Source organism: Pseudonocardia sp. (assembly GCF_025965585.1).
Lineage (GTDB): Bacteria > Actinomycetota > Actinomycetes > Mycobacteriales > Pseudonocardiaceae > Pseudonocardia.
In genome coordinates this window covers 1-13,642 of record NZ_JAOPWR010000019.1, presented here as the reverse complement: position 1 = coordinate 13,642, position 13,642 = coordinate 1, and the positions used below count along the sequence as shown (strand labels likewise).

Sequence of the window (13,642 nt, the reverse complement as noted above, 5' to 3'; positions counted from 1 at the left end):
GGTCGAACTGGGACCCGAACGTGCCCGTGATCTGCTGGCGCGCCCGGTCCAGATCCGTATCCAGCGTGGCGGCCTTGTAGGACAGGACGAGCGGCAGCTTCGTCCGCGCCGCATCGAGGGCCGCCGCGGAGGCCGCATCGGCGGACGACGTCGTGCTGTCCTGCCAGGCGAGCACGCCGACGCCGGCACCCGCGCAGACCACGAGGGCGGCGAGCACGCCCAGCACGACCAGCCGCGTGCGCCGCGACGAAGCTTCTATCCGGCGCGACACCACACGCCCGGCCGCGACGACGCCGCGCCCGATCCGGCCGGGCGCGGCACGGAGCAGGCGGAGAGGGTTGGGGAGCGTGCGTCGCGGCTTCTCCGTCTCGGGCCCGGCCTCCTCGTCCTCGACGTCCGCCGATGCCGGCTCCGCGTCGCGCGCCTCCGCGTCGCGCGCCCCCGCGGTCTCGGCCTCCGCAGCCTCGGCCTCCGCGGTCTCGGAGGTCTCCGTCCTGGTCGTCATCTCGTCCTCGGGGTCGGTCGCGGTGCCGGTCGACGTCGCGACCGGCTTGTTCGTCGTACGGGCGTTCATCCGACGAAATCCATCGACGACACGAGCCACGAGGATCCGACCCGCGTCAGTGACGCCGCGATCCGGTAACTGCGATGCACCCCGTCGGGGACCTGCGAGTTGGTGACCGTGGCCGTCACGCTCACCAATACGACGGCGGTGTTCGAGTCGAGCTTCTCGACACCGGAGGCGGTGACCGAACCGTTGGAGCCGACCCCGCCCTGCTGCAGCACGGCCTGGAACATCGACGAATAGCCGACGAGCTGGTCGCGGAACGGACCGGTGGCCAGATCGAGCAGGGCGTTGATCCGCGACTGGGCGTTGCCGGCGCTGATCGTGGTGAGATCACTCGCCGCCTGCTCGGCCTGCGAGACGACCGCGGCGCGGTCTGCCTGCCGGTCTCCGGCCTGCACGGCCCGTACGCCGAGCAGCGCCCCGACCGCGAGCAGCACCACCAGGAGCACGGTGAGCACCGTCGCGATCGGGCCGAACCGGCGCTGGCCCGCGGCAGCCCTCGCCTCGGACGCGACGGGCGGCTCGGCGCCCCCGACGTCGCCGGCCCCGGTTGCGGGTTCCGGGTCGAGCACCGCGACGGCGCCCTCGGGGGTGGCGGGCTCCGCGGCGGGGCTCTCGATCTCGTTCTTCTCTTCGCTCATACTCGCTCCAGCCCGGCGACGAGCCACTGCCCGCCGACCTCGGTGAGGGTCACACGCACGCTGCTGTTATCGAGCCGCGGCGCGGTGAGGGTCGCGCTCGTGGTGACCTGGCTGAGGTACAGCATCGCCACCAACTTCCCGGGCTCCGCGCTGACGACGGACTTGTCGCGCACGGTCACGTGGGTGACGAACTGCTGCTTCATCGCATTGGGGGTGAGGTACTGCTGCACCAGCGTGGAGTACTCCTTGGCAAAATCACCCGTGGTCGTTGCCTGCGCCTGGCCGACCTCGACGGGCAGGGTGCGGTAGTCGAAGGTGAGCAGCTTCGGCGTCAGGTCCACCGCAGCGGCGAGGCCATCGGTACGGGCCTGCTCGGTCTGGGCGGCGGTTCGCCACTGCAGCCCGGCCACCACGATTACCGCCGCGAGCAGCACGACCACCGCCGCGAGGACGACGGTAGGCCAGGGGCGCCGGGCCTCGGGCTTCGAATCCGCCGGCGGGGTCACCACCATCGTCTCGTTGGCGGTCTCGTTCGTGCTCTCGAGCTCGGTCGTGGCTTCCACGTCGGTCGCCTCCTTGGACGTCGCGGCGGTCACGGGACGAAGTCCAGCTTCGCGACGAGCCAGTTGCCGCTCGCCGCATCGCGCTGCAGCCCGAGCACCATCCGGTACTGCCGGGGCTCGCCCTGCGGTGTCTCGGTGTTCTTCACCAGCCCCACGGCGCTGACGAGCACCGTCGCCTGGTCGCCCGAGAGGGTCCGGACACCGGCCTCGCTGATCGTGCCCGTTGCGTTCACCTCTGCCTGGTCCACAACCGTGCCGAACTGGTCGCCCTCGGCGACCACCTGCTGCTTGAACTCGCCAGTCGAGGCGTCCTCGAGGCGCTGCAGCGCGGCCTTGGCGGTGGCCGGGTCGATAGTGAGCAGGTTGACCACCGTCTGCCGCGCCACGGCGAGGGCAGCGGTCTCATCGTCGCGCTGCTCGGCCTCGGTCCGGGTCTGGATCACGAGCCACACCAGCGCGGCGACGAGGAGGACGGCCGCCCCGCCGAGCACAAGATGGATCCGTCGCCCCGGCAACCGGACCGACCGGATCCAGGACGGGAGCCGGCGCGACAGCCCGCCCGGACGTCGCCGTTGCTCCCGCTTCCTCTTGGTCCGTCCGGATGTGGGCGCAGCGGCGTCAACGGACCGTTCACGGGTTTCGGTCTCGGTCATCGAGACTCCAGACTGTCGGGGAGGTGGGGCAGGACGACAGGTCAGGGCGCGGGGACACCCATCGGGGCCAGGATCAGGGAGCGCCAGTCCGAACCACCGGGGGCCGGTGGCGTCGAACCACCGAGCAGGTAGGACTTGCCGTTGGGCCCGATGAAGAACCCCGTCCCCAGATCGTAGGGGGTGGAGACCTCCGTTCCGGCCACGTCCAGCGGCGTGGTCGCGGCGTCGGAAGGCCGGGGTACCGAGGTCGGCAGGCCGGCGGCCACCTTCATCATGGTGTCGATGCCGGCGTCCTCGGCGGCCTTGGCCTCCTCCGGGGTCTGGAAGTCCAGACCGCACCCCGACGCATCCTTGGACCGCAGGTCGCCGTTGGGGCACGGGCTGTTGCGGGTGCCACGGACACCGATCGGCGAATCGGCGGGCTCATCGCAGAAGGCGTTCGCCGCCGGCCGCGCCGGCGACAGGTCCGAAGGATCGCGCTGCTGCTCGACAAAGCCTTGTGTACAAGGCTGAGGATCGTTGACCACGGCCTTGAAGTTCAGGTATGCGGCGTCGGGGATGGGCGCGCGCTGGATGACGCTCTGCATGTCGTTGATCGTCGTCGGGAGCACCGTGATGATCTGGGCGATGTTCGGCAGGTACACCTTGGCCACCTGGCCGACGGCGGTGAGGTTGGCCAGCAGATCGGGCAGCGTAGGCCGGATCTGGTTCACGAGCTGGTCCGCCTCGCCGGTGAGGGCCGGGGTCTTCTCGATCGTGCCCCGGAGCGCCGGGTCCGAGTCGCGTAGCTGCTGGGTGAACGTGGCCAGGTCGCCCGAGAAAGACCGCACGTCGCCCTCCGTCCGCTGCTGGGTGGCGAGCACCGGTTGCAGGTCGTCGATCAGCCTGCGGGTCGGGTCGATGTTGGCGTCCGCGGTGGTGAGCAGCGAACCCCCCGAATCGAGCAACCGTTGCAGGTCTCCTGACGTGCCGGTCAGCCCGGTGCTCAGCTCGTTGACCGTGGTGTTCAGGGAATCGGCCGGAAGGGTGCCGACGAACCCGTTGAGGTTGGACAGCAGGTTCGCCACCGGCACCGGCAGGGTCACCTGGGATGCCGGTACGAGCGCCCCGGCTGCGAGCATCGGCCCGGCGCTCTGCGTGGGCTCGAAGTTGAGGTACTGCTCACCGATGGCCGACACGCTGCGGACCTCGACGTCCGATCCCGCTGGGATCTCCGTGCCGTTGTCGATGGCCAGGTCGGCCCGGACGCCGGTGCCGTTCAGCACGATGTCCGAGACCTGGCCGACCGGCACCCCGCGCAGGGATACGACGGCGCGCGGATAGAGGCCACCGGTGTCGGGCAGCGCGACGGAGACGTTGTAGCGCCCGAAGCCGAGCACCGACGGCAGTTGGATGTAGGCGACCGACGCGTACCCGACCGCGACGACGGTGACGATTACGAAGGCCAGTACCTGGAATCTCGTGAACCGGTCGAGCATCAGTTACCGCCTCCGAGGAGTCCGCCGAGGAGACCCGGCTTGGCCGGGGGAGTCGTCGTCGCTGGTGCGCCGCTCCCCTGGCCCTGCTGGCCGACGGGGCCCGGGGCCACCGGGAGAAGCGGGAGCGACGGCGGCGGGACGGCGGGCAGCTGGGACGGCAGCTTCAGCGGATCGCCGCCGGTGATGCCCCCGCCCAGCGGTGGCAGTGTGCCGAGCGGCATCCCGGCCGTCCCACCCGGGAAGCCCACCCCGAAGTTGCGGGCGAGCACCGTCGGGTCGAGGTCGACGGTGATGAAGAGATTGCCGTAGTCGCCCTTGATGACGGTCGGGAAGGTCGTGTTCGAGGGGAACGGGAAGGTGCCGATCTCCGACATCGACTGCGTCAGGTTGTTGCCGGAATCAGCCAGCTCCTGCAATGCGGGCTGCAGGTCGTGCAGGTTGCCGATGAGATCGTCCTTCGACCCGTTGATCACCCGAGTCGCCACGTCCCCAAGCTGGGACAGGGCGTCGAGCCCGTTCACCAACTGCACCCGGTTCTGCTCAAGCGCGTTCACCCCGCCAGGAATGGTGTTGAGCGCCGTGTCGAGGGTCTTGTTCTGCAGAGCCAGCTCGCCTGCCAGCCGGTTGAGACCGTCGATCGCGCTGACGATGTTGGCTTTCTGCGCGTCAAGCGTCCCCGCAAACGTCTGCAGGTTGCCGATCAGGCCGCGGAAGTCGCCCTCCCGACCGGCCAGGGCGGCGTTGAGCTCCGTGGTAATCGTCTTGATCTGAGCCAGGCCACCGCCGTTCAGCACCGTGGACGCTGCGGCGAGGACCTCTTCGGTCTCCGGATAGCGCGAGGTACGCGCCAGCGGGATCGTGTCTCCGCTGCGCAGCGTCCCCACCGGTGGCTCCGTTGTGGGGGCGTCGAGTTCCAGGTACTCCGCACCGAGCAGGCTCTTCTGCCCGATACGCGCCGTCACGTTCGCCGGTAGGGTGACGTCCGGGCGCAACGAGACGGTCAGGTCGGCCTTCCAGTCGTCGAATACGATCGACGTGATCGTCCCGACCGTCACGTCCGCGACCTTGACCTCGGCGTTGGGCACGAGGTTCGTCACCTCGGCCATCTGCACGGCCACCGTGTAGCCGCCGTCCCCGGTTCCGGATCGAAAGGGCAAGGGGATGGACTGGATCGGGTCCGTGCTGCACCCGGTTACCAACGCGAGCACGATACCGGCGCCGACCATCAGTCGTGGCAACCGCTTCATCAGTTACCTCCGGGGGCCAACAGCGAGGTCAGCTGCGGCGGGTCGGACTTGGCTCTGTCCGCGGGCGGAGCGAGCGTCGGGTTCTGGGGAGGCGCCACGCCGTCGCCGGCGTTGATCTGGTTGCTTCCGCCGTCGCGCTGGATCGGGTTGGCTCGGACCGGAACGACGTCCATCTTCGCGAGATCGGCGAGCGGCCCGACAGCCTGCTTGCACTGGTCGGGCGTCCCACCCACGCTGAAGATCGCGCCGCACAGGAACTGCGCCGGGTCACGCAGGTTGGTCAGCGCGAAGGCACCCGTAATCGAGCCGCTGAACGGGTCGTAGATGTTCTGGAAGTTCGAGATCGCGGTGGGCGCCTTCTGCAGGATGTCGGCCAGTGCCTGCCGGTTGTCCGCCAGCGTCTGCGACACCTGCTTCAACCCGTCGAGGTCCCCCGAGAGCTGGTTGCGGTTGTCCCGGATGAACGCCCCGATCTTCTGTACCGACGAGTCGAGGGTGTCGAGCATCGTGGCCAGGTCGCCGCTGCTGTCGGCGAGGGTCCCCGAGACCTGCGCCAGCCGGGTGTTGAACTGACCGACTTGCTGGTCCGATTCGGCGAGCGCGGTGACCAGCGTCTGGAGGTTGCGGACAGTCCCGAACAGGTCATCACGCCCGTCGGAGAGCGTGCCGACAGCCTGCGACAGCGACTCGATCGTGGCGTGCAGGTCACTGCCGTTGCCCTGGAGGTTGGCGGCGGTCGTGTTGAGCAGCCGCGTCACCGAGCCGTCCTTGTTCGCGCCCTGCGGGCCGAGCGCGGAGCTGAGCTGGTTGAGCTGGTTCACGATCTGACCCCACTCGACCGGGACGACGGTGCGGTCCACGTCGATCACGGCACCGTCAGCGAGCCGTGGACCGGCGGACCTGGCGGGGGCGAGCTGAACGAACCGGCCCGAGACCAGCGTGGGCGCGAGGATGGCGGCGCCGGCGTCGGCCGGGATGGGCGCGTCCGCGTCGTAGTGCAGGTCGACCCGCACCTTGTTCTTCTCAGGCGTGATGGAGTCGATCGCGCCGATCTGAACGCCCATCAGCTTCACGGGGTCGCCCGGGTAGACGTTGACGACCTGGGTGAAGTACACGGTCGCGCTCTTCTCGGACCCCGGCTTGAGCACGGCGAAGGCCACGCCGCCCAGCAGCAGGACGGCGACCACCGCGCCCACCCAGGGGAACAGTCGTGTGCCGATCACTTGCCCTGCCCCAGCAGTGTCGGGACCACCGGCGCGAGGTTGGTCGGCGGCAGGTCCGGAATGAGCGCGAAGAACCAGGGACCTCCGCCCACTGCCTCGCCGAGCGAGCCCGCATAGATTTTGGCGCCCTGGATGGACGCCCCGATGTTCGCGCTCTGCCGATTGAGCAGGTCGAGCACCTGGTGCAGTTGGTCGAGCGCGGGGCCGAGCTGCTTCTGGTTGTCCGCGACCAGGCCGTTGAGTTGGTTGATCGTGGCGGTCACGTTCACCAGCAGCTCCTGGATCGCATCGCGGCGCTGGTTGAGTTCGTCGAGCAGCACGTTGCCGTCGGTCAGCAGGGTGACGAGCTTGCCGCTGCGCTCGGCCAACAGACCGGTCACCACGTCGGAGTTGGACAGCAGGTCGCGCAGGGACTGATCCCGCGCGGCGATCGTCTGCGACAACCGGCTGACGCCGCTCAACGCCGACTTCAGCTCGGGCGGGGTGTTCGCGAACGTGTCGGCGATCGTGTTGAACGAATCCGACAGCTGGGGCTTGTTCAGATCGGAGGACACGCTCGCGAAGTCCCCCAGAGCTTGGGAGATGTCATAGGGCGCCTGGGTGTGGTCGAGACCGATGGTCGCGCCGGAGCGCAGCTGGCCGTTGCCGGCCGGCATCAGCGCGAGGAACTTCGTCCCCAGCGCGGTCGCCGATTTGATCGCGGCGCGGGTGTCGGTGCCGAGATCCCCGGCGTCCGACATCGAGAAGTCGATCGCCACTGCGTCGTTCTGGATACGGATGGCGTTCACCGTACCGACCGGCACCCCGGCGACCCGCACGTCGTCACCGGTCTTGAGGTTCCCGGCGTCCGAGAACAGCGCGGTGTAGGAGCTCTCTGTGAACGACCGGACGACGTTGCCGGCGTTGAAGATGCCGAATCCCAGCACCACGATGGCGATGACGCCCGCGATGCCGACCTTGATCGGGTCCCGTTCTCGGAAGCTGCGTTTCAGAACTGGCACCGCTTGACCTCACTGCTGATCATCGGCGTGGTCACGACTTGCCCCGTCGGGGACTTGAGCCGTAGCTGCACACCGCAGATGTAGAACTGGAATGCGGACGAGTAGGCACCGACGCGTCCGAGCACCTGGTAGTAGCCGGGGAACCTCGACAGGTCGTTCTCGAGCGTGGGCCTGTCCGCGTTGAGCACGGTGGACAGCCGGTTCACCTGGTAGACGGTGCCCGCGATGTCGGGCCGCGCATCCTGGAGCAGATCGCTGATCGAGCCGGTCAGGTCGTCGATGCCCTGGATCGAGCGTCCGATCCGAGTGCGGTCGGCGGCCAGGCCGGACACGAGCGTCTCGAGGTTGTCCACCAGTGACTGCAGTTGCTGGCCGTTGGAGCGCAGCGTGCCGAGGACCGTGTTGAGGTTGTCGATCAGCTGCCCCATCGCCTTGTCCCGGTCGGCCAGTGTGCCGGTCAACGACCCGATACTGCCCAGCAGGTCCTGGATCGACCCTCCCTCACCCTGCAGCACGGCGATCAGACTGGACGACAGCTGGTTGAACTGGTCCGGCGCCAGCCCCTGCAGCAACGGCGCGAACCCGTTCGTGAGCTCGTCGAGATCCAGTGCCGGATGGGTGTTCGCCAGCGGGATGATCGCCCCCGGCGCCAGCGGCTCGGCGGCACCGGGTCCCTCGGTCAGCGACAGATATCGGTCACCGATGAGATTCTTGTACTTCACCGCCACCTGCGTGCCCGCGGTCATTGGCACGTTGGTGGCCGTGCTGAACACGACCCGCGCGGTGTGGTCCGGGTTGAGCGAGACCGACGCGACCCTGCCGACGGCGACACCCGCCGCCCGAACGTCCTGACCCGGCTTGAGCTGGGACACGTCGGTGAACTCGGCGACGTAGGTGTTCTGCCCTGGCGGCGTGCCGTAGAGGGCGGCAACGATCACCCCACCGACCAAGGCGGTGATAACGACAAAGACCACTGATCCGATCAGCGAACGACGGAGGTTCATCCCCCGATCCCCCTCCCCGCGTCGCCGAACAGCAGCGCGGGCAACGGAGGACGCTTCGCCACCACCGCGTCCGACCTGCTGTCGTAGCTGGGCGTTCCGTCGTCGAAGTTCACATGGGGGTAGGGGTTGTCGCCGGGCCGGTACTGCAACGGGCCGCCGTAGCAGCTCGGGTCCTCGTTGGCGTCGGTCTTCGGCAGGTCCTGCGGGTACTTGTAGCCGGCGCTGCCGGGGAGGAACGAGGTGAAGGTGTGGATGCCCGGGTACTCGCCGCCGATCACAGGCTCGATGTCCTTGCGAAGCTGGTTCGCCGAGGCGAACAGACACGGGAACATCGGCGAGTATCGCGCGAGAAGCGCACTTGTCGGACGCAGCGTGCTCAACGTGGTGATCAGTCCGTCGCCGTTGTCGTTCAGCAACGTCTTCCCGTCCTTCGACATGGTGATCAGTTGCGCGAGCAGGTTCGACACCGCCGACTTCTCGTCCACCAGCGTCCCCGAGGTGACCGAGAGGTTGTCGAGCACCCTGAGCAGGTCCGGTGCGGCGTCGGCGAGGTTGTCGGTGACGTCCGCAGCGCTGCCGAGGTCGCTGCCCAGCGCGGGCAGGCTCGGGTTGAGCTTCTCCAGGTACTGGTTCAGCTGCACCGCCGTGGCTCCCAGCCTGTCACCGCGGCCGTTCAGCGCCACCGACAGCGCACCGAGCGCGCTGTTCAGCTTCGCGACGTCAACGTGCTGGAGCAGCGTCAGCAGCCCGTCGAGCACGGTCTGGACCTCGGTCGACTCGCCGCCGCCCGCCTCGATCACGGCGCCGTCCGTGACGTGGCTCCGGCTCGGCACGGCCGGGGGGACGAGCTGCACGAACTTCGTACCGAAGGCCGTCGGGGCCGTGATGGAGGCGGCCACGTTGGCCGGGATCTGATCGATCATGTCGGGGTTGAACGCCACCTTCAGTGACGAGCCGTCGCTCACCTCGGACACCTCGCGCACCTTGCCCACGACGATGCCGTGCAGCGTGACATCCGATCCGGGAGCCATCAGGAGCCCCGCCCGGTCCGCCCGCACCGTCGCATCCACGGCCGGCGTGAAGACCTGGTTGAACGATCCGATGGTCGCCAGCACCAGGGCGACCACGACGCCGATCGTCGCCAGGCCCATCAGCCTGTACTTCGCCGCCGCGGTCATCGCGAGATGTGGAGCGAGTCGGAGTTGCCGTACAGAACTAGCGTCAGCGCGAACAGCGTGAACAGCACGAGCACGAGCGACAGCCGCACCGAACTCCCGACGGCTCGGCCGACACCGGCGGGGCCGCCGGCGGCGTGGAAGCCGTAGTAGCAGTGGATCGACACGATCACCACGGACATCGCGAGAACCTGCAGGTAGGAGTTCACGATGTCGCCGGGCACCAGGAACGTGGAGAAGTAGTGGTCGTAGGACCCCGAGGACAGGCCGTAGAACACCACCGAGGTCAGCTTCGTCATGCCGTAGGAGACGAACAGCGAGATCGCGTAGAGCGGCGTGATCGCGATGAGCCCGGCGATGATCCGGGTGGTGACCAGGAACGGCACCGGCGGGACGGCCATGACCTCCAGCGCGTCGATCTCCTCGCTGATGCGCCTCGCCCCCAGCTCAGCGGTGATGCCGGCCCCGACCGTCGCGACCAGCGCCACCGCTGCGATGGCCGGGGCCGCGATCCGGGTGTTGACGTACGCGGAGACGAAGCCGGTCAGCACCTCGACACCGACGTTGTTCAATGCCGTGTAGCCCTGGATTGCGACCTCGACCCCCGTGCTCGCTGTCATGAACGCGACGATCACCGCCGTGCCGCCGACGAGAGCGAGCCCTCCGGTGCCGAAACTGACCGCGGCGAGCTGGCGCACGATCTCGCGCTTGTAGCGCGTGAATGTCAACGGGGCGAGGCCGTACGCCCGCCCGTAGAAGCCGATCTGCCGACCGAGGCCCTCGAGGGCATCGCCCGAGGCCGATACGACCTTGAACGCTTTCACGACGAGAGCAGTCCCAACTGGAGGAAGATCAACGACAGCAGCGTGTTGAAGATGAAGAGCACAACGAAGGCGAGCACGACCGTCTGGTTGACCGCGTCGCCGACGCCCTTCGGGCCGCCGGCGGCACTGAGACCGCGGAAGCAGCCCACCAGTCCTGCCCCGAGCCCGAAGACAGCGGCCTTGGTCTGGCTGAGCACGAAGTCGGTGGTGCCGGTCAGCAGCGTGAAGCTCGCGGTGAACTGCCCTGCCGACGAGCCCTGGACCGGCACCGCGAAGACGTAGCCGACCGCCACGCCGACGATGCAGACCACGCAGTTGAGCCCGACGGCAACCACCACCGACGCCAGCACGCGCGGTAGCACCAGGCGCTGGATCGGGTCGATGCCCAGTACCTCCATCGCGTCGATCTCCTCGCGGATCTTCCGGGCGCCCAGGTCGGCGCAGATGGCCGTCGAGCCGGCGCCGGCCACGACCAGCACGCTCGCGATCGGCCCGATCTCGCGGATGACGGCGAGTCCGACTGCCGCGCCTGCGTAGTCGATGGCTCCGATCTCGACCAGGAGCGTGTTGAGGATGAAGATCGTGAACCCGACGAACGGGATCGTCAGCATCACCGCGGGGACGATTGACACGCCCGAGATGAACGCGATCTGCTGCACGAACTCACGCCAGTGGAACGGGCGCTTCCCCACCGCACGCGCGGTGTCCAGCGTCATGGCGACGAAGGCGCCTACCGGTTTCATCACCCCGGCGGCAGAGATCACCGCCACTCAGACCACCGGTCCCGGGCGCCCACCATCGACTTCTCCATCGAAGCTCCATCCGTGCACTGGCCTGTGATGGAGCTAACGAGAGGACTCAGCTGGAGGTGACGCTATCCGGAATAACATCTATCTAATTCTGACGGCGCGGCCTTCCACCTGCATGTTTGAGGTGCTCGACCACTCTCCCGAGGTGCAGTTGAGCCCTGGCCACGTCGCCCGCGATGATCGACTCGATGAACTCGACGTGTGCTTCCTGCCACCACTCGGTGCCGCCACGCGCCGGGCTCGCGATACCGCCCGGAGCCATCGCCAGCTCGGCGACCGTGTTGATGAACAGCTCGAGCACCTTGTTGCCCGCGAGCCGGGCGATCTCGAGGTGGATGTGGGCGACGTCGAGGACCGACGCAGATCGGTTCCACTTCACCAGCGCGCGGAGGCGCTCGGCCCCCGCGGCGTCGATCGTGGCCGCGAGGCTCGCCACGGCCGTCTGCTCGAACGCGCACCATGCGTCGAACAGCTCGGCCCGGTCAACACCGGTGCGCTCCAGGTAGAGCCGTGCCACGTCGGTGACCATCTGGCGGTCAGGCGCAATGACGAACATCCCGCCGCCGGGACCGCGGCGTGACCGTGCTATACCGCGCGCGGTGAGGATGCGGGAGGCCTCACGGATGGCGGCGACTCCCACGCCGAAGCGCTCGGTCAACTCGGACTCGGACCCGAGTGCGAAGCCGACGGGCCAGCCCATGGCCCGGATCTCCTGCTCGAGCCGTTGGGCCACCTGCGCCCCAAGGGTCGTCGCCGGACCGTCACCAGCCGCACGCCCACGCTGCTCCCTCGGCACGTCAGCCACCTTCCGTCCACGGACTGCCCTGCCCGTCCTCACAATCCTCCGGTGGGCCGGGCATCCTTGCCCCGTGACGGACGACGAGGCGAGCCGGCCGGAGGACGGCCCGCACGCCGAGGACCCTGGCGAGCAGGTCCGGCTCGGCCCGCTGATCGAGCCGCTCGAGGCGCTCCGCCGGGGTGAGTGGACCAACCCCGGCGGACAGGCGCCGGTGCGCGAGGCGATCGACACGATCGTGCTGGGCGCGCCCCGCCGGTACACGTGGCAGAGGTTCGTCGAGCTCACCGGGCTCGACGACGAGCAGGCCCGCGCCCACTGGCGTGCGATCGGCTTCCCGCAGATCGAAGACGACGATGCTCCGTTCACCGACCACGACGTCGAGAGCGCCCGGCTCATGTCGACGTTCACCGAACTGGGGATCCTCCCAGCCGAGGTGACAGAGGCCGTGGCCCGCGCGATGGCGCAGTCGATGTCGCGGCTCGCCGAATGGCAGGTCGACATGCTGTTGCGGCTGCTCGTGGGCGAGCGCTTCGCCGACCTCTCCCCCCGCCAGGCGCTCCGGCTCACAACCGCGGCGATCCCTCTGCTCGAGCAGGCCCAGACCTACGTATGGCGCCAGCACCTCGAGGCATCCGTCTCGCGACTGCTGTTGCGGCTGGAGTCCGATGACGTGACGGCCGCCGGAACCGTGCTCGCGGTCGGGTTCGCGGACATGGTCGGCTTCACGCACGCCACCCGCGAGCTCACCGCCACCCAGCTCGCCGCACTGCTCGAGCGCTTCGAGTCGAGCACCGCGGGCGTGGTCGCCGACGGCCGGGGCCGCATCGTCAAGACCGTGGGCGATGAGGTGCTGTTCGTTGCCGACGACGTCACCGACATGGCGGCCATCGCCATAGCACTCCAGGAGCGAGTGCGCTCCGAGCCAGACCTCCCCGGCCTGCACATCGGGCTCGCGCTCGGCGACGTGCTGGTCCGGTACGGCGACGTGTTCGGGGAACCGGTGAACATCGCTGCCCGCCTGACGTCGCGCTCCGCGCCGAACGAGATCCTCGTCGACGCCCGCGCGGCATGGGCATTGGCGACGGACACGCGGTTCGCGCTGACGGCAGTGGACCCCGTCGACGTCCAGGGCTACCAGCATCTCGAGTGCTGGCGGCTCGGCGCACGACCGAGGGCGCGCCACTAGCCTGACGCGGTGCCACGCACGGCGAAGCCTCCGGACCCGGCGGAGCGGGAGCGCATCCTGCAGGCCGCCGTCGCGGTGCTCGGCGAGGTCGGCCCGCTGGCGGCCAAGCAGTCGCAGATCGCCGCCCGCGCCGGGGTCGCCTACGGCACGCTCTACCGGCACTTCCGCGACCGCAACAGCGTCCTGCTCGCGGCCCTGCTGGACCAATCCCACCGAGTGGAGCAGGTCTGGGAAGCGGCGAGCACGATCGCGGACCCCGACGAACGGATCCTGCGCATCTGCACCGCTCCCCTGACCCGGATCGCCGATGTGCCGGGCCTGCGGGCCACGCTGAGCACAGGATCGGGCGGGCCGGCCGCGATCGACAGCGGACCCGCCGAGGTGGCGCGACTCGTGGGGATCGGCGAGAGCCTGCTCCGGCAGGCCATCGCGGAGGCCGTCGCCGGCGGGGCGTTCGCCGGGCTGCCCGAG

General features: G+C 69.0%; 15 protein-coding genes. 2 read left to right on the top strand and 13 right to left on the bottom strand.

What is annotated here, in order from left to right; genetic code table 11:
• The 13 genes from JWR81_RS01025 to JWR81_RS00965 all read right to left on the bottom strand — a co-directional run.
• Positions 1-574, bottom strand: a 574-nt coding sequence (locus tag JWR81_RS01025) for a hypothetical protein (protein WP_297645531.1), incomplete at its 3' end; no start/stop codon positions are given.
• Complete coding sequence (locus JWR81_RS01020; protein WP_297645528.1) at positions 571-1,209, bottom strand: hypothetical protein; 639 nt, start codon at positions 1,207-1,209, stop codon at positions 571-573. The genes JWR81_RS01020 and JWR81_RS01025, both read right to left, overlap by 4 nt.
• On the bottom strand, positions 1,206-1,805 hold the full coding sequence (locus JWR81_RS01015) for a hypothetical protein (protein ID WP_297645525.1): 600 nt from the start codon (positions 1,803-1,805) through the stop codon (positions 1,206-1,208). The genes JWR81_RS01020 and JWR81_RS01015 overlap by 4 nt, the downstream gene beginning before the upstream one ends.
• Complete coding sequence (locus JWR81_RS01010; protein ID WP_297645522.1) at positions 1,802-2,263, bottom strand: hypothetical protein; 462 nt, start codon at positions 2,261-2,263, stop codon at positions 1,802-1,804. Before JWR81_RS01010 ends, JWR81_RS01015 begins: the two co-directional genes overlap by 4 nt.
• A gap of 203 nt (positions 2,264-2,466) precedes the next feature.
• Positions 2,467-3,903 carry an MCE family protein gene (locus JWR81_RS01005; RefSeq protein WP_297645519.1) on the bottom strand — a complete coding sequence of 479 codons (1,437 nt, stop codon included), beginning with the start codon at positions 3,901-3,903 and terminating at the stop codon, positions 2,467-2,469.
• A complete protein-coding gene (locus JWR81_RS01000) occupies positions 3,903-5,129 on the bottom strand; it encodes an MCE family protein (protein ID WP_297645517.1) in 1,227 nt (408 codons plus the stop codon). The genes JWR81_RS01005 and JWR81_RS01000 overlap by 1 nt, the downstream gene beginning before the upstream one ends.
• A 20-nt stretch (positions 5,130-5,149) precedes the next feature.
• Positions 5,150-6,373: an MCE family protein gene (locus JWR81_RS00995; protein WP_297645515.1), complete on the bottom strand. Its 1,224-nt coding sequence runs from the start codon at positions 6,371-6,373 to the stop codon at positions 5,150-5,152.
• On the bottom strand, positions 6,370-7,374 hold the full coding sequence (locus JWR81_RS00990; protein ID WP_297645512.1) for an MCE family protein: 1,005 nt from the start codon (positions 7,372-7,374) through the stop codon (positions 6,370-6,372). The genes JWR81_RS00995 and JWR81_RS00990 overlap by 4 nt, the downstream gene beginning before the upstream one ends.
• Positions 7,362-8,378 carry an MCE family protein gene (locus tag JWR81_RS00985; RefSeq protein WP_297645509.1) on the bottom strand — a complete coding sequence of 339 codons (1,017 nt, stop codon included), beginning with the start codon at positions 8,376-8,378 and terminating at the stop codon, positions 7,362-7,364. Before JWR81_RS00985 ends, JWR81_RS00990 begins: the two co-directional genes overlap by 13 nt.
• Positions 8,375-9,556: an MCE family protein gene (locus JWR81_RS00980; protein ID WP_297645506.1), complete on the bottom strand. Its 1,182-nt coding sequence runs from the start codon at positions 9,554-9,556 to the stop codon at positions 8,375-8,377. Before JWR81_RS00980 ends, JWR81_RS00985 begins: the two co-directional genes overlap by 4 nt.
• Positions 9,553-10,377, bottom strand: a complete 825-nt coding sequence (locus tag JWR81_RS00975) for an ABC transporter permease (protein ID WP_297645503.1) — start codon at positions 10,375-10,377, stop codon at positions 9,553-9,555. The genes JWR81_RS00980 and JWR81_RS00975 overlap by 4 nt, the downstream gene beginning before the upstream one ends.
• Positions 10,374-11,147, bottom strand: coding sequence for an ABC transporter permease (locus tag JWR81_RS00970; protein WP_297645500.1), 774 nt, complete (start codon positions 11,145-11,147; stop codon positions 10,374-10,376). Before JWR81_RS00970 ends, JWR81_RS00975 begins: the two co-directional genes overlap by 4 nt.
• A gap of 124 nt (positions 11,148-11,271) precedes the next feature.
• Positions 11,272-11,919, bottom strand: coding sequence for a GntR family transcriptional regulator (locus tag JWR81_RS00965; protein ID WP_297645497.1), 648 nt, complete (start codon positions 11,917-11,919; stop codon positions 11,272-11,274).
• A 136-nt stretch (positions 11,920-12,055) separates the two neighbouring features.
• On the opposite strand from JWR81_RS00965, the gene JWR81_RS00960 reads away from it, so the two are divergent.
• Both JWR81_RS00960 and JWR81_RS00955 read left to right on the top strand, forming a co-directional pair.
• Positions 12,056-13,171 carry an adenylate/guanylate cyclase domain-containing protein gene (locus JWR81_RS00960; protein ID WP_297645493.1) on the top strand — a complete coding sequence of 372 codons (1,116 nt, stop codon included), beginning with the start codon at positions 12,056-12,058 and terminating at the stop codon, positions 13,169-13,171.
• Between the two features lie 9 nt (positions 13,172-13,180).
• Positions 13,181-13,642, top strand: a 462-nt coding sequence (locus JWR81_RS00955; RefSeq protein WP_297645490.1) for a TetR/AcrR family transcriptional regulator, incomplete at its 3' end; no start/stop codon positions are given.